General features: G+C 67.6%; 18 protein-coding genes and 1 pseudogene. 16 read left to right on the top strand and 3 right to left on the bottom strand.

Annotated elements, in window-relative coordinates:
• Positions 1 to 82 precede the first annotated feature (82 nt).
• The 6 genes from ACXJY8_RS02940 to aat all read left to right on the top strand — a co-directional run bounded on the left by ACXJY8_RS02940 (position 83) and on the right by aat (position 4,863).
• Positions 83 to 871, top strand: coding sequence for a DsbA family protein (locus ACXJY8_RS02940; protein WP_463776009.1), 789 nt, complete (start codon positions 83 to 85; stop codon positions 869 to 871).
• A gap of 128 nt (positions 872 to 999) precedes the next feature.
• Positions 1,000 to 1,485 carry an acetyl-CoA carboxylase biotin carboxyl carrier protein gene (accB, locus tag ACXJY8_RS02935; protein ID WP_463776008.1) on the top strand — a complete coding sequence of 162 codons (486 nt, stop codon included), beginning with the start codon at positions 1,000 to 1,002 and terminating at the stop codon, positions 1,483 to 1,485.
• Positions 1,486 to 1,499: 14 nt separating this feature from the next.
• Positions 1,500 to 2,855: an acetyl-CoA carboxylase biotin carboxylase subunit gene (gene accC, locus ACXJY8_RS02930; protein ID WP_463776007.1), complete on the top strand. Its 1,356-nt coding sequence runs from the start codon at positions 1,500 to 1,502 to the stop codon at positions 2,853 to 2,855.
• A gap of 114 nt (positions 2,856 to 2,969) precedes the next feature.
• Positions 2,970 to 3,272, top strand: coding sequence for a hypothetical protein (locus ACXJY8_RS02925; protein WP_463776006.1), 303 nt, complete (start codon positions 2,970 to 2,972; stop codon positions 3,270 to 3,272).
• Between the two features lie 466 nt (positions 3,273 to 3,738).
• Positions 3,739 to 4,071, top strand: coding sequence for a hypothetical protein (locus ACXJY8_RS02920; RefSeq protein ID WP_463776005.1), 333 nt, complete (start codon positions 3,739 to 3,741; stop codon positions 4,069 to 4,071).
• 123 nt (positions 4,072 to 4,194) lie between these two features.
• Entirely contained in the window at positions 4,195 to 4,863 is a 669-nt protein-coding gene (aat, locus tag ACXJY8_RS02915; protein ID WP_463776004.1) for a leucyl/phenylalanyl-tRNA--protein transferase, read from the top strand.
• 20 nt (positions 4,864 to 4,883) lie between these two features.
• Here the strand turns inward: aat and ACXJY8_RS02910 are convergent, their stop codons facing one another.
• Positions 4,884 to 5,525, bottom strand: coding sequence for a DUF2155 domain-containing protein (locus ACXJY8_RS02910; protein ID WP_463776003.1), 642 nt, complete (start codon positions 5,523 to 5,525; stop codon positions 4,884 to 4,886).
• 159 nt (positions 5,526 to 5,684) lie between these two features.
• On the bottom strand, positions 5,685 to 6,101 hold the full coding sequence (locus ACXJY8_RS02905) for an NADH:ubiquinone oxidoreductase subunit NDUFA12 (protein WP_463776002.1): 417 nt from the start codon (positions 6,099 to 6,101) through the stop codon (positions 5,685 to 5,687).
• A 495-nt stretch (positions 6,102 to 6,596) separates the two neighbouring features.
• Here ACXJY8_RS02905 and ACXJY8_RS02900 point away from each other — a divergent pair, with 495 nt between their 5' ends.
• From ACXJY8_RS02900 to ACXJY8_RS02880, 5 genes are all read left to right on the top strand, one after another.
• Entirely contained in the window at positions 6,597 to 10,328 is a 3,732-nt protein-coding gene (locus tag ACXJY8_RS02900; RefSeq protein ID WP_463776001.1) for a vitamin B12-dependent ribonucleotide reductase, read from the top strand.
• 306 nt (positions 10,329 to 10,634) lie between these two features.
• Positions 10,635 to 11,780, top strand: coding sequence for a patatin-like phospholipase family protein (locus tag ACXJY8_RS02895; protein ID WP_463776000.1), 1,146 nt, complete (start codon positions 10,635 to 10,637; stop codon positions 11,778 to 11,780).
• Positions 11,777 to 12,814, top strand: a complete 1,038-nt coding sequence (locus tag ACXJY8_RS02890; RefSeq protein WP_463775999.1) for a cyclic GMP-AMP synthase DncV-like nucleotidyltransferase — start codon at positions 11,777 to 11,779, stop codon at positions 12,812 to 12,814. The genes ACXJY8_RS02895 and ACXJY8_RS02890 overlap by 4 nt, the downstream gene beginning before the upstream one ends.
• Positions 12,811 to 14,514 (top strand): ThiF family adenylyltransferase, encoded by a 1,704-nt coding sequence (locus ACXJY8_RS02885; protein WP_463775998.1) that lies wholly within the window; start codon positions 12,811 to 12,813, stop codon positions 14,512 to 14,514. The genes ACXJY8_RS02890 and ACXJY8_RS02885 overlap by 4 nt, the downstream gene beginning before the upstream one ends.
• Complete coding sequence (locus ACXJY8_RS02880; protein ID WP_463775997.1) at positions 14,499 to 14,954, top strand: Mov34/MPN/PAD-1 family protein; 456 nt, start codon at positions 14,499 to 14,501, stop codon at positions 14,952 to 14,954. Before ACXJY8_RS02885 ends, ACXJY8_RS02880 begins: the two co-directional genes overlap by 16 nt.
• Before the next feature lie 241 nt (positions 14,955 to 15,195).
• On the opposite strand, the pseudogene ACXJY8_RS02875 reads toward ACXJY8_RS02880, so the two are convergent.
• Positions 15,196 to 15,747 (bottom strand): annotated as a pseudogene (locus ACXJY8_RS02875) (methyl-accepting chemotaxis protein); the annotation flags it as partial.
• 245 nt (positions 15,748 to 15,992) lie between these two features.
• On the opposite strand from ACXJY8_RS02875, the gene ACXJY8_RS02870 reads away from it, so the two are divergent.
• From ACXJY8_RS02870 to ACXJY8_RS02850, 5 genes are all read left to right on the top strand, one after another.
• Positions 15,993 to 17,095 (top strand): IS3 family transposase gene (locus tag ACXJY8_RS02870; RefSeq protein WP_463775996.1). Its coding sequence is split into 2 segments (ribosomal slippage): positions 15,993 to 16,254 and positions 16,254 to 17,095, totalling 1,104 coding nucleotides; the frame shifts between segments, so codons are not numbered across the junction.
• A gap of 233 nt (positions 17,096 to 17,328) precedes the next feature.
• Positions 17,329 to 17,778 (top strand): hypothetical protein, encoded by a 450-nt coding sequence (locus ACXJY8_RS02865; protein ID WP_463775995.1) that lies wholly within the window; start codon positions 17,329 to 17,331, stop codon positions 17,776 to 17,778.
• Positions 17,779 to 18,005: 227 nt separating this feature from the next.
• Entirely contained in the window at positions 18,006 to 18,236 is a 231-nt protein-coding gene (locus ACXJY8_RS02860; RefSeq protein WP_354465607.1) for a ribosome modulation factor, read from the top strand.
• Positions 18,237 to 18,341: 105 nt separating this feature from the next.
• Positions 18,342 to 20,417: a sensor histidine kinase gene (locus tag ACXJY8_RS02855; protein ID WP_463775994.1), complete on the top strand. Its 2,076-nt coding sequence runs from the start codon at positions 18,342 to 18,344 to the stop codon at positions 20,415 to 20,417.
• Positions 20,418 to 20,420: 3 nt separating this feature from the next.
• Positions 20,421 to 21,101, top strand: a complete 681-nt coding sequence (locus ACXJY8_RS02850; protein WP_238281266.1) for a response regulator transcription factor — start codon at positions 20,421 to 20,423, stop codon at positions 21,099 to 21,101.
• Positions 21,102 to 21,185: the final 84 nt, after the last annotated feature.

Below are 21,185 nucleotides of genomic sequence, written 5' to 3'. Positions count from 1 at the left end.
CGGCCTCTAACCGCATGTCGTACCGACGACACGACACCCGATGGCCGGCCGACGCCTGACCGGTCCCGCCCCGCGAGGACGTATGCCCCTCTTCCGTTCCCTGCTCTCCGCCACGATCCTGGCCGGCACCCTCGGCGCCGCCGTGGCCCAGACGACCCCGAGCCAGACCGCCCCCGCCGCCGCCTTCACGGATGCGCAGCGCCAAGCGATCGAGGGGATCATCAAGGACTACCTCGTCAAGAACCCCGAGGTTCTGCAGGAGGCGATCGCCGAGGGTGAGCGGCGCCAGCAGGAGACCCAGAAGCTGGCTCAGTCGGCGGCTCTCAAGGAGTCCCGCGAGGCGCTGGTCAGCTCGCCCCACGGCGTGGTCGCGGGCAACCCGGCGGGCGACGTCACCCTGGTCGAGTTCTTCGACTACAATTGCGGCTACTGCCGCAAGGCGCTCTCGGACATCCAGGCGCTGATCAAGGGCGACTCGAAGCTGCGCGTCGTGCTCAAGGACTTCCCCGTGCTCGGTGCCGAATCCCTGGAGGCCAGCAAGATCGCGCTCGCGGCCAAGCAGCAGCTGAAGAGCGACAAGATCTTCGAGTTCCACACCAAGCTCTTGGAATCCAAGGGCCGGGTGAACGGCGAGCGCGCCGTGGCCGTGGCGAAGGAGATGGGGCTCGACCTGACCCGCCTGATGAAGGACGCGCAGGGCCCGGAGGTGAAGGCCGCTCTGTCGGAGAATGTCGGGCTCGGCGACAAGCTCGGCCTGTCCGGCACCCCCGCCTTCATCATCGGGGACGAGATCATCGCGGGGGCCGTCGGCATCGAGCCGATCCGCAAGACGATCTCCGACATGCGCCAGTGCGGCCACGCCAGCTGCTGAGCCGCCTGCCTCCGTCGATTTCCGCCGACGCCGCCTTGCCTGTCGGGTGCGGCGTCGACATTTCCCCGCGACCGTAGCCGCACCCCGCGGCTGATCCGAAGACGACCGAGCCGATGCCCAAGGAGCCGATGTCCAAGAACGACCCCTTCGATCCGGAGCTCGTCCGCGAGCTTGCCAAGCTCATCAACGAGACCGATCTCAGCGAGATCGAGGTCGAGAAGGGGGATCTGCGCATCCGCGTCGCCCGCCGCATCGAGACGGTCCAGGTGCAGGTGGCGGCACCCGCCTCCGCGCCGGCGCCCGCGATGGCCGCCGTCGCCGCCCCCGTCCCGGTTCCCGGCCCCGGTGGCGGCCTCGACCGCAAGGCCGGTGCCGGCCATCCCGGTTCTGTGCCCTCCCCCATGGTCGGCACCGCCTATCGGCGGCCGTCGCCGGAGGCCAAGCTGTTCGTCGATGTCGGCTCGAAGGTCGAGGTGGGCGACAAGCTCCTGCTCATCGAGGCGATGAAGACCTTCAACGAGATCGTCGCCCCCCGCGCCGGCACCGTCACCGCCGTCTTCGTCGAGGACGGCCAGCCCGTCGAGTTCGGCGAACCCCTCCTCGTCATCGAGTGAGCAGCGCCGCACCCATGTTCGACAAGATCCTGATTGCCAACCGGGGCGAGATCGCCCTGCGCATCCTGCGTGCGGCCAAGGAACTCGGGATCGCCACCGTGGCGGTCCATTCCACCGCCGATGCCGATGCCATGCACGTGCGCCTCGCCGACGAGAGCGTCTGCATCGGCCCGCCGGCGGCCCGCGACAGCTACCTCAACATTCCGTCGATCATCGCGGCCTGCGAGATCACCGGGGCCGACGCGGTCCATCCGGGCTACGGCTTCCTTTCCGAGAATGCGCGCTTCGCCGAGGTTCTGGCCCACCACAATATCGGCTTTATCGGCCCTAAGGCGGAGCATATCCGCATCATGGGCGACAAGATCGAGGCCAAGCGGACCGCCAAGCGCCTGGGCATTCCCTGCGTGCCCGGTTCCGAGGGCGGCGTCGAGGATCCCGAGGAGGCCAAGCGCATCGCCGCCGAGATCGGCTATCCGGTCCTGGTCAAGGCGGCCTCCGGCGGCGGCGGTCGCGGCATGAAGGTCGCCCGCACCGAGGCGGACCTGGAAGAGGCGTTGGGCATGGCCCGCACCGAGGCCAAGGCGGCCTTCGGCGACGACGCGGTCTATCTGGAGAAGTATCTGGAGAAGCCGCGCCACATCGAGGTGCAGGTTCTCGGCGACGGACGCGGCAACGCGGTGCACCTCGCCGAGCGCGACTGCTCGCTCCAGCGCCGGCACCAGAAGGTCTGGGAGGAAGGCGGCTCGCCGGCCCTCAACGCCGACATGCGTGCCGAGATCGGCGGCATCTGTGCCCGTGCGATGCAGGAACTGCAATACCTCGGCGCCGGTACCGTGGAGTTCCTCTACGAGGACGGGAAGTTCTATTTCATCGAGATGAACACCCGGATTCAGGTCGAGCATCCGGTCACCGAGATGATCACCGGCATCGACCTGGTGAACGAGCAGATCCGCGTCGCCGCGGGTCTGCCGCTGTCGATGACGCAGGACGAGATCAAGGTCGAGGGTCACGCCATCGAGTGTCGGATCAACGCCGAGCACCCGGCCACCTTCCGCCCCTCCCCCGGCCTGATCACCTACTTCCATCCGCCCGGCGGCCTCGGCGTCCGGGTCGATTCGGCGGTGTTCCAGGGCTACCGCATCCCGCCGAACTACGATTCGCTGATCGGCAAGCTGATCGTGCACGGGCGCACCCGCAACGAGTGCCTGATGCGTCTGCGCCGGGCCCTCGACGAGTTCGTCGTCGACGGCGTCGACACCACGCTGCCGCTGTTCCGGACGCTGGTGCGCAACCCCGATGTGCAGAACGGCGATTACGACATCCACTGGCTCGAAAAATTTCTGGCCGATGGCGGCCTCGACGAGCCGTAAGATCGGGCGATGCGGGAACAGGGAGGACGTGTGCTCGTTTCCGAGCAGTCTCCCAGGCTTGGCCGCGGGTTCCGCGTCGCCGAGCCGCACCCGAAGGTCGATTCTCCCGTGCGTATGACGATCCCTCTCCTGGCCGGCCTCCTTCTCGCCGGCCCCGCCCTCGCGCAGTCCCCGTCCGGTAATGTTGGCCAGCCCGAGCGGGCCGTGCCGCAGGCCGGCGGCACCACCCGCGGGCCGATCGACAATCCGTCGACCCGTGACATTCCCCCGTCTCCGGGCGCCGTGACGGCACCGGTCGGCGAGCGCGGCATGAGCCCCGGTGCCGGTGCGGTCGACTCGGCCAAGGGCGGCAACGCCAACGACACCAACCGCGGCGTGCCGAACACCGGCACGACCTCGGGCGGCCCGGCCCGCTGATCAGGGTCGCCTCCGCGGAGATCTTCCCAGTCCTGGACGAACGAAGCCGGCCCCGAAAAGGGCCGGCTTTTTCGTGCCACGTCACATCTTTGTGCGGTGTCGTCTCCGGCGGAGTCGCAGAAGCACGGCAAAGTGTGTGATTGCGCACAACCGAATTGCCCGTAAATCATCTGCCGCTCGGCGTGACTGATCTGAATGGGAGCTTCTTCAAAAGCCGCTTGAGTTTGGATGGTCCCGAATCGAGCCTTTCGAGCACGAATTGTGTCCAATGGGAATGATCTCTGCGTCTTCCAGAGGGCTCGCCTGCGACCGATTGCCAGCAAAGAACCCTCCGGAACGCTTTGATCGGTCGGGACTTCTCCCACCAGATCGGCCAGGCGGAGACGGAAAGGGCCACGAGGCCCACCGGCGATCCTCTCCGCCAGCGACCGAATTTTCCTAACGATCGAACGTCCGAAAGACCCCCATGCGCACCTTCACGCTCACCTTCGTCGCCGCCTCGCTGATCGCCTCGGCCGCCCTCGCCCAATCCCCGTCCGGCAATGTCGGCCAGCCCGAGCGGGCGTTCCCGCAGGCCGGCAGCACCACCCGCGGCCCGATCGACAACCCGTCGGTCTATGGCGCCTACCGCAACGCCGATGGCCGGGTCGACATGGACGTGACCGGTTCGGTGGTCGAGGCGCCCTACGCCAACAACCGCGAGGCGATCATCGAGGATTCGGCAAAGGGCGGAAACGCCGAGCAGCCCAACCGGATCGTGCCGAACCTCGGCACCACCTCGGGTGGCCCGAACTTCTGATCAGCATCCCTTCAATGGATGCGAGGGCGGGGCCGCGAGGCTCCGCCCTTTTTCGTGTCTCCGACCGGCCGTGCGACCCGCCTGCCTCTGGCCTTCCGGGCGGCACCGATTCAAAATCACCTCATGTACGATGGCGACCGCGTCGAGATCACGCCCGAGATCCTGCTGAAGGCGTATGCGGCCGGGATCTTCCCGATGGCGGAGGATGCCGACGATCCGGCCATCTACTGGGTCGAGCCCCGCGCACGCGGTGTCCTGCCGCTCGATGCCTTCCACGTCGCCAAGCGCCTGGCCCGCACCGTGCGCTCGGACGTGTTCGAGGTCCGGACCGACCAGGATTTCGATGCGGTGATCGCCGGCTGCGCCGCGCCGCGGGCCGATGCCGAGCGCACCTGGATCAACGGCCGAATCCGCGACCTCTACGGCGCTCTGTTCGAGGCCGGGCACGCCCATACGGTGGAGGTGTTCCTCGACGGCCAGCGGGTCGGCGGCCTCTACGGCGTTTCGCTCGGCGCGGCCTTCTTCGGGGAAAGCATGTTCCACACGGTGCGCGACGCCTCGAAGGTCGCCCTGGTGCATCTCGTCGCTCGGCTGCGCGCGGGGGGCTACCGCCTCGCCGACACGCAGTTCGTGACGGACCACCTGATGCAGTTCGGGGCCGAGGAACTGCCGCGCCACATCTACAAGCGGCGTCTGGCCGAGGCGATCATCCTGCCGGCGGACTGGAACGTCTGGCCGGGCGACGGGTCCGTCCGCGGTCAGCAGGCCCTGGATGCCCTGACCGCACGCTGAGGCGTCCGTTCGCGCGAGGCTTACCGGAACAGCGCGTCGAACAGCGATTGCGGCTGCTGCGGCGGCGGAGCCGGGGCCGGTCCCTCGTTCGACGGGAAGAACTTCCGGGAGGGTTTCTGCTTGGGCTGGACCGGCACGCCGCGCGGCGCCTCCACGTCCACCTGCCCGTTCGGGTTGACCTGCTGGGCGGTGCGGGTCGCATCCTGGCCGCTCTTCGGGCGCCGGGTCTTCTCCGGCTTCGAGGCCATGGCGGGCATGTCCTCCTGCTCGCGGGCCTCGGCGATCACCTCGGAACCACCCTTACAATCCACGAGCCAGACGTCGTAGATCGGATGCTCGATCGCGTGCAGGCCCGGGCTAGAGGCGAACATCCAGCCGGTGAAGATGCGGCGGTACTTGTTGTCGAGGGTGACCTCGTCGACCTCGAGGAAGCCGGTGGTCTTGGGGCTCTCGGTCGGCGGTCGGCTGTAGCAGACCCGCGGCGTCAGCTGCAGGGCGCCGAACTGCACGGTCTCGTCGACCGCCACCTCGAAGGAGACGATGCGCCCCGTGATCTTGTCGAGGCCGGAGAACACCGCGGTCGGGTTCTTGATCTTGTCGGCGGTGGCCGGAAGGCTGCACAGGCCGATCGCGACCGACGCGAGGAGGAGGCGCTTGACCACGGAGCGAGACGATCCTGCTGTGCTGCGGCTCACGGGCGACCCTCCTCGCTGGCGCCCCGTACGGGCGCGACGACGCGAGATCGTCTTAAGCGCGCGAAGATTGGTGGAAAAAGGGCCGGTCCATCGATCCGTGGTCCGTCGCCCGATGGGGTCCGACTCTCAGTTGCCCGGGCTCCAGGGCACGTAATCGCCGGTTGCGGCCGGGCGCTGGCCGACATTGAGCTGCGAGCCGCGCGGGCGGTAGGCGCCGCTGGTGCCGGTCAGGTTCTCGACATGGGCCTTCTGCCAGGCCCGGGGCACGTAATCCTGCTCGCTCGGGGGCACGTCGCCGTTGTGGCAGAGCCAGGCGCGCCAGCCGGGGGGCACCTTCGAGGCATCGGCATAGCCGTTATAGACCACCCAGCGCCGTTCGGTACCGACCGAGCGGTCGATCAGCGGCCCCTGCGCCCGGTAATAGACGTTGCCGAGTTCGTCCGTGCCGACGCGCTGCCCGCTGCGCGCCGTGTAGAGCGCGAGCGACATCGTCTGCCCGTTCCACCAGGTGAAGATCCGCAGGAGCGTGTCCTTGAGAGCCATCGCGTTCGCCTGAATGGGGCTTGCGCGCCCCGTACCGAATGTCGGCGCGGACTATGGTGAGGCGCATCCCTGAAGTCCAGTCGCGACCCTCCGCCGGCGGCGCGACGGTCGTTTCCCGTTTGCGGCGAAAATCCCACACCCGACGCCATTAACCATGGCATCAGCGCCGAAGGCACCCGGATCGCCTGTGGGCGGAAAATTTTTCGCTCCCGAATCCTGCAAGCCGAAAGGGCACTTACGAAACGGGCCGCGATATCCACAGGATTAAGCGGCGACCCACTACATCTAGCCTGGAACACGCAGCCGGCACACTAGTTATTGACGTGAGACCCTCGGCTGGCATACCTTCGGATCATCGCCGAGGCTGTCGCGTCACCGGCGGATCACCGAATTTCGCCAATGCATTCCAGCGCTTCGCGGCGTTCGCGGGCGCTCGCCTTCATCATTCTTCGACACGGCGCCGCGCATCTTCGAGCGGCTCGGGAGACAGGTTCCATGCGGTTCGAGCGGCGCCATACCACGGCTGGGCAATCCCCCTACGCGACGATTCCCTTTCGCAAGACCTTGAGCGAGATCCGCAATCCGGACGGCTCGACGGTCTTCCGCCTCGACGGCATCGAGGTGCCCGAGAGCTGGTCCCAGGTGGCCAGCGACGTCCTCGCGCAGAAGTACTTCCGCAAGGCCGGCGTGCCGGCGGCCCTGAAGAAGGTCGAGGAGAACGACGTGCCGTCGTTCCTGTGGCGCTCCGAGGCGGATCTCGCCGCCCTGGCCGAGCTGCCCGAGGCCGAGCGCTACGTCTCCGAGATCTCATCCACCCAGGTGTTCGACCGGCTCGCCGGCTGCTGGACCTACTGGGGCTGGAAGGGCGGCTACTTCACCACCGAGGAGGACGCCTCCGCGTTCCTTGACGAGCTGCGCTTCATGCTCGCCCGCCAGATGGTGGCGCCGAACTCGCCGCAATGGTTCAATACCGGCCTGCACTGGGCCTACGGCATCGATGGCCCGGCCCAGGGTCACTACTACGTCGATTACCGCACCGGTGAACTGACGAAGTCCGCTTCGTCCTACGAGCACCCGCAGCCGCATGCCTGCTTCATTCAGGGCGTGCAGGACGACCTTGTCAACGACGGCGGCATCATGGACCTCTGGGTCCGCGAAGCGCGCCTCTTCAAGTACGGCTCGGGCACCGGCTCGAACTTCTCGATGCTGCGCGGCGAGAATGAGAAGCTCGGCGGCGGCGGCAAGTCCTCCGGCCTGATGTCCTTCCTCAAGATCGGCGACCGGGCGGCCGGCGCGATCAAGTCGGGCGGCACCACCCGGCGCGCGGCCAAGATGGTCATCGTCGACATCGACCATCCCGATATCGAGCAGTACATCGACTGGAAGGTGAAGGAGGAGCAGAAGGTCGCCGCCCTCGTCACCGGCTCGAAGATCGTCTCCAAGCACCTCACCGCCGTGATGAAGGCCTGCACCCAGTGCGAGGCCGAGGGCGACGCCTGCTTCGATCCCGAGCGCAACCCCGTCCTCAAGAAGGCCGTCAAGGCCGCCCGCAAGGACGCGGTGCCGGATTCCTACACCAAGCGCGTGATCCAGTTCGCCCGCCAGGGCTTCACCAAGATCGACTTCCCCGTCTACGACACCGACTGGGATTCCGAGGCCTACCTGACTGTCGCCGGCCAGAACTCGAACAACTCCGTCTCGCTGACCGACGATTTCCTGCGCGCGGTGGAGAACGACTCCCCCTGGGAGCTGAAGGCCCGCACCACGGGCAAGACCACCAAGACGCTGCCGGCGCGGGACCTGTGGGACAAGATCGGCGAGGCCGCCTGGGCCTCGGCCGATCCGGGCCTGCACTTCAACACCACGATGAACGACTGGCACACCTGCCCGGCGGGCGGGCGGATCCGGGCCTCGAACCCGTGCTCCGAGTACATGTTCCTCGACGACACCGCCTGCAACCTGGCCTCGGCCAACCTGCTGACGATGTACGACCGCGCCTCGAACCACTTCGATGTCGCCGCCTTCGAGCACCTCAATCGCCTCTGGACGGTGGTGCTCGAGATCTCGGTGATGATGGCGCAGTTCCCCTCGAAGGAGATCGCCGAGCTCTCGTACCGCTACCGCACCCTCGGCCTCGGCTACGCCAATATCGGCGGCCTGCTGATGAGCATGGGCCTGCCCTATGATTCCGAGAAGGGCCGTGCGCTCGCCGGCGCCCTGACGGCGATCATGACCGGCGTGGCCTACGCCACCTCGGCCGAGATGGCCGGCGAACTCGGGGCCTTCCCGGCCTACGAGGAGAACGCGGACGCCATGCTCAAGGTGATCCGCAACCACCGCCGCGCCGCCCACGGCGAGGCGGACGGCTACGAGTTCCTCTCGATCGCCCCGGTGCCCCTCGATCTCGCCAACGTCCCTCAGGCCGACATCGCCGAGCGGGCGAAGCACGCCTGGGACCGCGCCCTGCAGCTTGGCGAAGAGCACGGCTACCGCAACGCGCAGGCCACCGTGATCGCGCCGACCGGGACGATCGGCCTCGTGATGGATTGCGACACCACCGGCATCGAGCCGGACTTCGCCCTGGTGAAGTTCAAGAAGCTCGCTGGCGGCGGCTACTTCAAGATCATCAACCGCGCCGTGCCGGATGCCCTGCGCACACTCGGCTACCGCGAATCCGAGATCGCCGAGATCGAGGCCTACGCGGTCGGCCACGGATCGATGGGCCAGGCCCCGGCGATCAACCCCGGTTCGCTCCGCGCCAAGGGCTTCACCGACGACAAGCTCGCGGCGATCGAGGCCGGCCTGAAGCAGGCGTTCGACATCAAGTTCGTGTTCAACCGCTGGACGCTCGGCGACGACTTCCTCAAGGACGTCCTCAAGGTCCCGACCGAGAAGCTCGCCGACCCGACCTTCGAGATCCTGCCCTTCCTCGGCTTTTCGAAGAAGGACATCGAGGCGGCCAACACCCATATCTGCGGTGCGATGACCCTGGAGGGCGCCCCCTTCCTCAAGACCGAGCACTACGCGGTGTTCGACTGCGCCAACCCGTGCGGCCGCATCGGCAAGCGCTACCTCTCGGTGGAGAGCCACATCCGCATGATGGCGGCGGCCCAGCCCTTCATCTCGGGGGCGATCTCCAAGACCATCAACATGCCCAACGACGCCACGGTCGAGGACTGCAAGAACGCCTACAAGCTGTCCTGGACCCTGGCCCTGAAGGCCAACGCTCTCTACCGCGACGGCTCGAAGCTGTCGCAGCCCCTCAACTCGGCGCTGATCGCCGACGAGGACGACGATGCCGAGGAGATGGTCGAGGCCCTGATCGCGGCTCCGGCCGCCGCCAAGGCCGCGCAGGTCGCGGAGAAGATCGTCGAGCGGGTGATCGAGCGGGTCGAGCGCATCCGCTCCCGCGAGAAGATGCCCCATCGCCGCAAGGGCTACACCCAGAAGGCGGTCGTCGGCGGACACAAGGTCTACCTGCGCACCGGCGAGTACGATGACGGCCGCCTCGGCGAGATCTTCATCGACATGCACAAGGAGGGCGCCACCTTCCGCAGCCTGATGAACAACTTCGCCATCGCGATCTCGCTCGGCCTCCAGTACGGCGTGCCGTTGGAGGAGTATGTCGAGGCCTTCACCTTCACCCGCTTCGAGCCGGCGGGCTTCGTGCAGGGCAACGACGCGATCAAGAATGCGACCTCGCTCCTCGACTACGTCTTCCGCGAGCTGGCCGTGTCCTATCTCGGCCGAGCCGACCTCGCCCACGTCAACCCGTCGGAGATCGGCGGCACGGTGATCGGCGGCGGCGAGACAGACACGACCCGGGAGGCCGGAAAGCCCGAGACCACGGCGGCCAGCGTCGTCTCTCGCGGCCTCCTGCGCGGCTCGGCCGACCGCCTCACCCTGATCCAGGGCGGCCCGGCCGGCGGTACCGTCGGGGTGGGCGCGGCGGCCACCGGCCAGACCGCCCCGGCCGGGGGCGTGGTCCACGCCCTGCGCGGTGCGACGGCGCTGAAGGCTGAGCCGGTCCAGGCCGGCCAGGCCGAGGCCCTGGTCAACGCCCTCCCCTTCGCCAAGCCCGAGCGCTCGGTCTCCGACCGCCGCGCCGAGGCGAAGATGAAGGGCTACGTCGGCGAGGCCTGTCCGGAATGCGCGAACTTCACGCTGGTCCGCAACGGCACCTGCCTGAAGTGCGATACCTGCGGATCGACCACCGGCTGTTCGTAAGGGTCCCGCCCTCGGGCTGAAGATGTAGCGTGAGGCAAAAGATGATCACTTTTGCTTCTTAAAGGTCCGCAGCCGAAAGGCATAACTTGCCAAATTGGTTCGGCCGTCAGCTAGCTCGCTGCGGCTACAGGGCCCTGAACTACATCAGTCTGCGAGTATCACTTGCGGTCTTAACCGGGAAAACGACTGAGAGGCCGATCTAAAGAACATCGACATGGCGGCGGGCGTAGCCCGTCGCCGGATGTTTAAAAGAACAAAACGGGACCAAGCTTAGCTATAGCCCAGAAAGGGTGGAAGGACTCCAAGATGGATGATGTAAAGCAGCCCGCCGCTCCCCTACCCGAAACGGCGATGCGATCGTACCGCGTGCTAAGTCTCGACGGTGGCGGGATGCGAGGTGTCTACACGGCCGAGTTCCTGAACCGCTTGACCAGCTACTTTGCGCGTATCAGGGGCGAGGAAGCACTCGATCTCGGCAAGGGCTTCGACCTCATCACCGGTACGAGCACTGGTGCCATCGTCGCCTGCGCCTTGGCCATCGGAAAGCCGTTGGATGAGGTCGTCGAACTCTACAGGGAGAACGGGCGTCACATCTTTCCCCACCGCATCAAGGGCGTTCTGAGCGCGCTTTATCGCGCTCTCCTGCTCGGCGACACGGTAGTGCGAGCCGGCGACGGCGCCTTGCGGGAAGCCCTTGTCGGCGTGCTCGGCGAGCTTCGCGTAATCGATGTCTACGAGCGTCGGGGGATCTCGCTTTCGGTACCGACCGTGGCGATGAAGACCCATCGCTCCTGGGTTTTCAAGAAGACGCCAAAAAGCGGCCCGCGAGACGATCTCTACCCGTTGGTGGACGTCTGCATGGCGTCGAGCGCTGCACCCATCTACCGCTCTCTCGCGGCCATCGATGACCCCATGGCCAAGCACGGGCTCAAGCAGATCTTCGCCGACGGCGGCCTTTGGGCGAACAATCCGATCCTGGTTGGCATGATTGACGCCCTGGCGGTCGCGCCGCCGGAACAGCCCATCGAGGTGTTCTCGCTCGGCACCTGCTCCCGCCCCGAGGGCGAGCACCTCACGGAGCGCGAGGTGCACCGCTCGATGCTGAAGTGGAAGCTCGGGGCAGACGTGGCACCCCTCAGCATCACCGCGCAGGAGTTCGCCTTCGACAACATGGCGCGGTTCCTTGCCGGCATCCTGACGCAAGCGGGCAGGCCGGTGCGGACGCTGCGCTTTCCCAAAAAGGATGTGCCGGCAGAGATGATGCCATTCCTCGCCCTCGACGACGCGAGAAAGGCGGCCGTCGATCGCCTGATCCAGCAGGCGAACTCCGATGCCGACGTGACGAAGAGCGCCTGCGACGACCCGAACAACGCCGACGGTCGAATGGTGAGAGCCCTGATGATGGACCTGCCGGCTATGCCGGCGACGGGCGTGGATTGGAGTGCGCTGTGACGAGGGACACGAACGAACAGCTTCGCCGTTTCCACGGCGACCGCGTCTGGATGGACGCGACGGGCCGCCGCGACATTTTCGGTAAGGCCAAGTCGAACCGCAACCGTTTGCGCAACGGCTTAGCCCGCGACGAGAAGCCGACGCCGGTCGGTTCGGCGACGCAGGGCTCTTACGCCATGCGGACGATGATCCAGAACGACGACGGCGACTACGACATCGACGACGGGGTCTACTTCGCCCAGGAGGACCTCGTCGGATCGAACGGGGGCGCGATGTCTGCGCTCGCCGCGCGCCAGATGGTCTGCGACGCTCTTCAGGACGAGCGCTTCAGCGAGAAGCCGGAGGTCAGGAACAACTGCGTCCGCATCCAGTATGCGAAGCCCAACAGCTACCACGTTGACGTTCCAGTTTACCGTCGTACCCGAACAAAGCACCCGTACACGGGCGAAATCACGGACAAGTACGAGTTGGCAAGCGCCGATTGGAAGGAATCCGATGCGCTGAATGTGACTAAGTGGTTCAAGAAGCGCAACGAGGACACGAGCGGCGACTCATCTAAGGACGGCGACAAGGGACAGTTCGTGCGCGTCGTCCGTCTCGTGAAGGCCTTCGCGCGCAGCCGCCCCCACTGGAGTGGTAAGATCGCCGGGGGGTTCGCACTATCGCGGCTCGTCTCGGACCACTTCGTGGAGAGCGTGGACCGCGACGATGTCGCGCTCCGCAATGTGCTCCGTGCAATCCAGGGTCGCCTAGCGTGGAAGGATTGGGTGGCGCACCCAACCCTGAACGAGAACATTCTGCCGGTGGGCAGCGCGAAGGCGAAGTTCCTGCGCAAGAAGCTCGGCGACAAGCTCCCCCTGCTCGACGTGCTCGACGACGCGAACTGCACACACGAGCAGGCCATGAAGGCCTGGGACAAATTCTTCCTTTCCGACTGGTTCGCCAACCAGCCCGATCCCGACGACGAGGACGAGTTGGATAGGAAGACCACCCGCGGGCCCACCATCAAGGTCGGAGGCCAAGGCTACGCATGACTGCCCACGTCCACCCGCTCCCGGTGGATGCTGTAGCGCTCGCCGACACGTGGTTCGCCACGCTCGGCACCTCCTTCCGGGGACGTTTACCCCCGGGCGACCCGCTAGTGCCCGAGGGTGGCGCTGCATGGGTCGTCTCGACCCTCGGGCGGGAACTGGTGGTCGTCGTTGACGCTGCATTTCCCTACTCGGCGCCCAAGGTTCACCTACGCGGCGAACGGCGGGCAATGCCGCACGTCGAGGGGCGCGGACGACTGTGCCTGCGGAACCCCGCGGTGCCATCCGATCCGCAAGCCGCCGTGGCCGCGGCGCTCCGTGAGGCCCGCAGCCTACTGCGCGCCATAACCGCTGGCTCGGAGGACCGCGACTTTGAGGAGGATTTCGGCCTCTATTGGGGACACGCGGCGGACGGCGGCTACCGCGCGAGCCTGCTCCTACGCGACGTGGTCGCTTCGCGCCCTATCGCGTGGACTGCGGCGGGTCCCGCTGTCTACGGTTTCGACACCCCGGGCGCCCTGCGAAGGTGGTGGTCGCATCGCTTCGGCACGGACAGGACAAAGGTGCGGCAGGGTGCTCTCGTCATTCTCGACGAACTCCCCCACCCGGATCTTTACCCCGCCACGGGCTCCGAACTCTGGGACCTAATCGCCTCCCGCTCGACGGGTGGGACGAAGCTCCTTGAAGATCTTCTCGGGCAGACTCCTAAAGGGCTGTTGGTGGTCCTGGCTGGCACCGCGCCCTCGGGCCGTCGCCACGCAGTCGGCCTAATGCTCGCGCGTCCCCCGGACGCTGGGGGCCGCCCGGCGAACCGCCGGCTGATTGAACGGGGTTACGTACGCTGCAGCATGCCCGCCGAGGTGCACTGCACCCGCTTGCGGGTCATCCGCCTCGCCACGGACGCACTCGATGCCTCGACGTCGCGCCTGCCGTATGACGAGCGCGATCGGCTCGCGGCCGTACGGGTGGCGGTGGTAGGTTGCGGCGCACTCGGCTCGGGCGTGGCCCGGCTCCTCGCGAAGTCCGGAATCGGTCACATCGTGCTCGTGGACCCCGAAACGCTGGGCTGGGAGAATATCCGCCGACATCGGCTCGGGGCGGAGTACGTCGGCATGCCGAAGGCAACGTCGCTCGGACGGACACTCGCGCGCGAGAACCCGGATATCGGCTCCGTCCGGGAGCTCGATGTCGCGATCGAGGGGTTGCTGGCGCGGGATCCAGGTGCGCTGTCATGCGTGGACTTGGTGATCGCCTGCACGGCGGATTGGTCCGCGAATTGCGCCCTAGATGAATTCGTGACGCAGGCCGGCGGGATCCCGGTCCTCTACGCGTGGATGGAGGCGCACGCACTCGCCGCCCACGCGGTCTTGATCATGCCAGGCCACTCCTACAGGGCTGGCTTCGATGAGGCTGGGAACCCCGGGATCGCTGCCTCGATCAGCGACAAGCCGGTCCCTGCCGAATGCGGAGCGTCCGCCTCACCGTTCGGCGCCGTCGAGCTCGCCCACGCCGAGACGTTGTCGGCGCGCCTCGCGATCGACTTCCTAAGGGGCAAGTCGGGGGAAACGACTTGGTGGTCTTGGTTGACCGACGCGGCGGCTCTCGCCGACGCCGGCGGGCGCTGGACGGACGATTGGGTCGCCGCGCGAGGGATCCCAGGTCCCCTCGGACAGATGCAGGTCGGGCCGTGGGCGGAACCGTGAAGGGGACGCTCGTCTTCGAGGTGGAAGGGATCGAGGTGCAAGTCGAGGCTGGCCCGCTGTCAGTCTTCGCCGCTCACCGTCAAACCCGCCTCTTCCACCGGGAGGCCGGTGGCCAACTGTTCGGTCGTGCCGGACGAAAGCGGTGGAAGGTCACCCATGCCACGGGGCCGAACCGCCGCGACCGGAGGTGCCGCCTTCGCTTCGAGCCGGACAGGGGGCGTGAGCAGCTCGAGATCGCCGCTTTCCACGCTCGGGGGCTCGACTACCTTGGAGACTGGCACACGCACCCTGAGGATACGCCGTCGCCCTCCCCACGGGATCTCGCGAGCATCGAGGACATCGTCAGGCGGTCGGCGCACGAGATGCCGGGCTTTCTCCTATGTATCGTGGGTCGGGACGAACCACCCGACGGCCTCTGGCTCTCCCTGCACCGAGGGTGAAGCGCCCTCCCATCGTCTAGGTCAACAGCCAACTCGACGTTGCCCGACTCGGTGACCGGCACGTCGGCGGCGGAGGTGCCGCATCGTGGAGCGAGGACAGCACCGTGATCCCTTAAGGTCGAGCAAGCGCTCCCATCCGTCGATGCCCCCGCCGGAGGAACGACGGCAGCATCGACGGATGGGAGCATGTGCGGTCTCGCCGGTTGACCGAGGCGGACAAGTAGGTTCGCCTCAGATGCGATCAGGCCGCACGAACCGTCTGGAGGAACCCTGCTACCTGGGCCCTGAGGTGCTCAGACTGGCGTGACAGCTCGGAGGCTGCGCGGAGCACTTGTAAGGCCGCAGCGCCGGTCTCCTCGGCCGCACTGGCCACGCCCGCGACGTTCGCGGTCACCTCGCCGGTTCCCACCGCGCATTGGGCGACGTTGCGCGCGATCTCCTGGGTCGCGGCTCCCTGTTGTTCGACCGCCGCCGCCACGGAGGCTGCAACCCCGTTCATCTCCTTGATGCGCTCCGCGATCCAGTCGATGGCGAACACTGCCTCGCCCGTGGATGTACGGATGCGTTGGATGTGACCGGAGACCTCCTCCGTGGCCCGTGCGGTCTGCGCTGCAAGCGCCTTCACCTCCGTAGCGACGACCGCGAAGCCGCGGCCCGCATCCCCCGCGCGGGCCGCCTCGATGGTGGCGTTCAACGCGAGGTGGTTGGTCTGGCCGGCGATGTTCGAGATCAGCCCGACCACGTCGCCGATCCGAGTCACCGCGTCCGACAGGTCCGCCATAAGTCGTCCGGTCCTGCCGCCGTCGCGCGCTCACGAGAGCAGATCTGTTCGTTATCCGGCGCCCGGCCTCGCGGTCGGCGGCCGGAGCCGCCTTCACGTCGCCCGGGACCGGAACCCACGGACGGCCGGCTTTACGGCCTCGACCCGTCATTATGGGCGTGACGGCCTCGTCGGGCGCGTGACCCTGACCCAGCAAACTGGTCCGCGCTGAGCGCAAGTTTTTCGGGCATCCTGAACCCTGAAGGAGGGTGGATGCCATGCCTCGCAAACGCTTCACGAATGAACAGATCGCCTTCGCCCTGCGGCAGGCGGAGAACGGCGCCTCGGTGGACGAAGTTTGCCGGAAGATGGGCGTGTCCGAGCCGACCTTTTATCGCTGGAAGAAGCAGTTCGTCGGCATGGGCGTGCCGGAGATCCGACGGCTCAAGCAGCTGGAGGACGAGAATGGTAAGCTCAAGCGGCTGGTCGCTGACCTGACGCTGGACCGCTCGATGCTGCAGGACGTGCTCAAACGAAAGTGGTGAGGCCCGCCGTTCGCCGTGAGGTCGCCGGTCATTTGCAGGTGGCTTACGACATCAGTGAGCGTCGGGCCTGCCAGGCCACCGGCTTCGGCCGTTCGTCCCAGCGCTATACCAAACGCTCTGATCCGCAGGTCGCGCTGCGGATGCGGTTGAAGGAGTTGGCTGCCGCACGGGTCCGCTACGGCTACCGGCGGCTGCACATCCTGTTGCGACGGGAGGGCTGGAATGTGAACCACAAGCGCACTTACCGGATCTACCGCGACGAGGGCCTGTCGATCCGGTCCAAGCTGCCCAAGCGCAAGCGGGCGTGGCGCTACCGTCAGGGGCGACCGGCGATCGGCGGACCTAACGAGGTCTGGGCGATGGACTTCGTATCCGACCGCATCTTCGACGGGCGTCCGTTCCGGATCCTGACGGTCGTCGATTGCCACACGCGAGAGGCGCTCTCGCTCACGCCGAGAGCCAACTTCCGCGCCTACCAAGTGACCGAGGCGCTCGACGCCTTGGTCAATCTGAGGGGACGGCCCAAGAGCCTGCGGGTGGATAATGGACCGGAGTTCGCTGGGCGCATGCTCGACCAGTGGGCTTACCTGAACGGGGTCGAGATCGACTTCTCCCGACCGGGCAAGCCGACCGACAACGCTTACATCGAGTCGTTCAACGGCCGTCTACGAGCGGAATGCCTGAACGCCTCGTGGTTCCTGTCGCTGGCCGATGCCCGTGAGCGCATCGAGGACTGGAGGTGCCACTACAACGAAGATCGACCCCATATGGCTCTGGGCGGCTTGACGCCTCGAGCCTTCGCCAACCAAGCTGCCATAGCCCGAGAACTTGCATAAGCCGTGGACCACAAACAGGGTCAAGTCCAGGCCTACCGCGCACTAACTTTACCCTTGGGCCACCGCGTGGGGGCCGATCACCGTCAGGTTTATCCCGACAAGACTGCGGGCTTCTCTGACTGAACGGCTGCCTTCGACGACACAGATGGTCCTCCGAGCCGGAGAGGTGACCCCGGATCGAAACTTCGGACCAACCTCTCCTCCGTCACGCATGGCCCTCTCGGATCAGACCCATGAAACGCATCGCATTCGCCCTTGCGGCTGTATCGAGCCTCGTCCTGTTCGCCTCGTCGAGCGAAGCGCGTCCTTTCGGGCGCGGACACGGCTTCCACGGGCATCACGGTGGCTTCGGCGGGCATCACGGCTTCGGCGGCTTCCGGGGACACCACGGCTACCGCGGCATCGGTTTCCGGTCGCACCACCGCGGGTTCGGGGGCTATCGCGGGATCGGCTTCCGCCATGCCCGTTACGGCTACGGGCGCCACTACGGACGCTACGGCTACCGGCGCGGCTACCGCGGGTTCGGCCTCGCGGCGGGTCTCGGCCTCGGTCTCGCCGCCGCGGCCGTCCGACCGGCCTATTACGGCGCGGGCTACGGCCGTCCGTACGATTACGGCTATGGGTATGGCTACGCCCCGGTCCGCTACGGCTACGGCCGTCCCTACCTCGGCTGCGGCTACTGAGACGCGCGGGCGGGGGCTCCGAACCGGGGTCTCCGCCCCCTTCCTGGGGAGCCGGCGCTGCGCCCCCGCCACGGTCAAGCCCGTTCGGCTCCGTCGCTTGTCCGGATTGCCCTGACACGCGTCGGTAAGACCGGCAGGAACGGCCGTGAAAGCTTGTCGGTCGCCGCGATCCGGGCGCTACTCGGGTGTGCCGAGTACGCCTCGGAGCAGCGAAAGGGCGAGTACAGATGATCATGGAAGTCATCCGGCAGGGAGCCAGGGCCCGCACCACCGGTCGACCCAGGGATGCCTGTCCCTATCCCGCAGATTCCCGCGAGCGTCGGGCCTGGTTCGAGGGCTTCGACGGATCGGCCTGGGAGCCGGGCACGAGGGTGTCACACCCGGCCATCGCCTCGAAGGCCGCGGCGTTGGCACGCGACGTCGGCGGGACATTGGGTCTGGCAGCAACCTCCCCGTAGGGATCCCGGCACCGAACTCGGAGACCTGGAGGCAATGGGCTAGAGACCGCGGAACCGTACGCCCGGGAGCATCCGAGGCAAGGGAGCGGTTCGAGTGCCCGTCGCATGACCACCCGGAATGAAGCCTCCCCCGGCCCGACCAGCCAGCCCCGGCTGGACCGCGGCAACCGTCGGACCTTCGTCGCGCTCGCGGTGGCGGCGGCCATCCCAGTGCTGTTGCTGAGCGGCTGGGTCGCCACCCTCATGGCCCAGCAGCAGCGCGATCTCACCCGCGGCGCGGCCGTGGCCAGCGCGACGCGGGTCGCCGAACGCGTCGCCTCCGACATCGCTGCGCAGGTAGCCGTCCTCGAAGCCGAGGCCGCGTCCGCCACCCTCGACAAGCCGGACCTCGCCGCGTTCTACGCCGAGGCCGAGCGGCTCAAGCGAGGGCGTCCCCTCTGGGAGACCGTCGAGCTCGCCGGACCGGATGGGCGCCAGATCGTCAACCTGCTCCGCTCTCTCGACGACGAGCTCGGACCTACGGCCGACCGCGGGAGCTTCGACGCCGTCGTGCGCACCCGTCGTCCCGTGGTCGGCGGCATCGGTCCCGTCGGCGCGGTCTCGGGCAAGCGTCTCGTCGCCCTAAGGGTGCCGGTCACCAGGGACGGCGAACTTCGCTACATCCTCACGGTCGGTCTCGCCAACGACGCGGTCAGCTCGATCCTACGTGACGCCGGCGCTCCGGAGGGCTGGGTCGGGACCGTCGTCGATGCTGACGGCAACACCATTGCCCGCACCCAAGCCGAGGCCGAGGAACTCGGCCAACCGGCCGACGCCACTCTGCAGGCCGCCATCCGGCGCTCGCCGAACGGCTTCTACACCGGCTCCACCCTGGAGGGCTCGAACGTCGAGGTTGTCTACCGCACGCTGAAGGACACCGGGGGCTGGTCGGTGCATTTCGGGATGCCGGCCGCGACGCTGAACGCCCCGGTCCTGCGCTCATACCTCGTGCTGGCTGGCGGCAGCGTCCTCAGCATCGGCCTCGCCCTGGCGCTGGTCGGCCTAGTGGGCCGCGACATGGCCCAGCGGCGAGCGGGCGAGCGGGCCCGGTTCGCCCTGGCGCTTAGGTCGAGCGAGGAGCAGGGCGCCGTGGCAGCCGAGGCGGCGGAGCTCGGCACGTTGCGATGGGACACGATCCGGCAAACGGTGACCGGCTCGCCGCGCGCGGCCCATCTCCTGGGCTGGACGACCACCTTCGTGCAGGAGGGCGAGACCGAGGCGGCCGCCGGCGCTGTGACCGAGGCGATCCACCCGGACGACCGCGCCCGGCTCGCCGACGACCTGCGCTGGAGCCTGGCGAACGGGGCGACCCTCGACGTCGAATTCCGCATCGTTGGTTCGGACCCCGAGCCGCGCTGGGTGCGCCTTACCGGCCGGGCGCCCCGACTGCACGACGGCGCCGCCGGCCTGGTTTACGGCGTGGTCTCCGACATCGAGCCGCGCAAACGGGCCGAGGCCGAGCGCCTCGAACTTCTTCGACGCCTCGGCGAGGCGCAGGAGAACGAGCAGCGCCGGATCGCGCGCGAGCTGCACGACCAAGTCGGCCAGACCGTGACCGGCCTCTCGCTCGGCCTGAAGGGGCTGGAACGGCTCCTCGAAGCGCGGGGTATATCACCGGAGGCCGAGCGCCAGGTCCAGTGGCTGCAGGCGCTGGCCGGGGAGATCGGACGCGACATCCACCGCGCCGCCGTCGACCTCAGACCGACGGCCCTCGACGACCTCGGCCTGCGCGAGGCTCTCGCCACCCTGTTGCGCGAGTGGGGCCAGCGCCATGGCGTCCGCGCGGACCTGGAGTTCCTCGGCGAGCCAGGCCGGGTTCCCCCGGCCACCGAGAGCGCCGTCTACCGGATCGTGCAGGAGGCCCTCACCAACGTCTTGAAGCACGCGCGGGCCGCCACCGTCAGCGTATCGGTCGACCACCGCCCGGAGGAGATGCGGGTCATCGTCGAGGACGACGGGGTAGGCTTCGATCCCGAGGCTGTTTCTTGCCCCCCTGCGGACGGGTCGCCGGCCAAGCCGCGCCTTGGCCTGTCCGGCATCCGCGAACGCCTGTCCCTCCTCGGGGGGACGCTGACGCTGGAATCGTCACCGGGCGTCGGCACGACGTTGTTCATTTCGATACCCGTTCCGCAGGTTGCCTAACGCATGAATGACCTCCCGACGGACCTAATCCGCGTCGTCCTCGCCGACGACCATCCCGTCGTCCTCGCCGGCATCCGGGCGCTGCTGAACGCCGATCCCTGGGTGGAGGTGGTCGGCGAGGCCACGAACGGCGGGGAGGCGCTGCCGTTGATCCGCTCCGTGGCGCCTGACGTCGCCGTGATCGACGTCTCGATGCCCGGCCTCAACGGCCTCGAATTGACGGAGCGCCTCACGGGTGAGTGCCCCGGAACCAAGGTCCTCGTTCTCACGGTCCACGAGGACGCCGCCTACGTCCAGCCGCTGCTGAAGGCCGGCGCTCGGGGTTACCTCCTGAAGCGCTCGGCGGCCGAGGACCTCCTGCGGGCGGTCCATGCGGTCGCGACGGGCGGGGTCTACCTCGACCCGTCCGTCGCTGGTCATGCCCTGGGGGACGGCTCCGCGGCGGCGGCGGGGCCCAAGCCGGCCGAGACCGGCGAGACGCTTAGCCCGCGAGAGACGGAGACGCTGCGCCTGATCGCGCAGGGGCTCAGCAACAAGGAGATCGCGCGACGCTTCGAGGTCAGCGTGAAGTCGGTCGAGACCTATAAGGCCCGGGCCGCCGAGAAGCTCGGATTGCGGTCGCGTGCCGAGATCATCCGCTACGCCGCCTCCCACGGTTGGCTGGACGCGCTCACCCTCCGGTAGGAGGCACGCATCGGCGTCGTCATGCCGTCGTCGACTGCGTCAGAAGAGCAATTGGATGCGGTGGGCACCGCGTTCACGTCCTCG

It is taken from the genome of Methylobacterium sp. TK31 (assembly GCF_055361545.1).
The sequence above is the reverse complement of the archived record's forward strand: the minus strand, read 5'-3'. Positions and strand labels throughout refer to the sequence as shown.

Excerpts from the sequence above, each read along its gene's own strand:
- ACXJY8_RS02940 (WP_463776009.1), top strand. The coding sequence starts at position 83 with ATGCCCCTCTTCCGTTCCCTGCTCTCCGCCACGATCCTGGCCGGCACC.
- accB (WP_463776008.1), top strand. The coding sequence starts at position 1,000 with ATGTCCAAGAACGACCCCTTCGATCCGGAGCTCGTCCGCGAGCTTGCC.
- accC (WP_463776007.1), top strand. The coding sequence starts at position 1,500 with ATGTTCGACAAGATCCTGATTGCCAACCGGGGCGAGATCGCCCTGCGC.
- ACXJY8_RS02925 (WP_463776006.1), top strand. The coding sequence starts at position 2,970 with ATGACGATCCCTCTCCTGGCCGGCCTCCTTCTCGCCGGCCCCGCCCTC.
- ACXJY8_RS02920 (WP_463776005.1), top strand. The coding sequence starts at position 3,739 with ATGCGCACCTTCACGCTCACCTTCGTCGCCGCCTCGCTGATCGCCTCG.
- aat (WP_463776004.1), top strand. The coding sequence starts at position 4,195 with ATGTACGATGGCGACCGCGTCGAGATCACGCCCGAGATCCTGCTGAAG.
- ACXJY8_RS02905 (WP_463776002.1), bottom strand. The coding sequence starts at position 6,101 with ATGGCTCTCAAGGACACGCTCCTGCGGATCTTCACCTGGTGGAACGGG.
- ACXJY8_RS02900 (WP_463776001.1), top strand. The coding sequence starts at position 6,597 with ATGCGGTTCGAGCGGCGCCATACCACGGCTGGGCAATCCCCCTACGCG.
- ACXJY8_RS02895 (WP_463776000.1), top strand. The coding sequence starts at position 10,635 with ATGGATGATGTAAAGCAGCCCGCCGCTCCCCTACCCGAAACGGCGATG.
- ACXJY8_RS02885 (WP_463775998.1), top strand. The coding sequence starts at position 12,811 with ATGACTGCCCACGTCCACCCGCTCCCGGTGGATGCTGTAGCGCTCGCC.
- ACXJY8_RS02865 (WP_463775995.1), top strand. The coding sequence starts at position 17,329 with ATGAAACGCATCGCATTCGCCCTTGCGGCTGTATCGAGCCTCGTCCTG.
- ACXJY8_RS02860 (WP_354465607.1), top strand. The coding sequence starts at position 18,006 with ATGATCATGGAAGTCATCCGGCAGGGAGCCAGGGCCCGCACCACCGGT.
- ACXJY8_RS02855 (WP_463775994.1), top strand. The coding sequence starts at position 18,342 with ATGACCACCCGGAATGAAGCCTCCCCCGGCCCGACCAGCCAGCCCCGG.
- ACXJY8_RS02850 (WP_238281266.1), top strand. The coding sequence starts at position 20,421 with ATGAATGACCTCCCGACGGACCTAATCCGCGTCGTCCTCGCCGACGAC.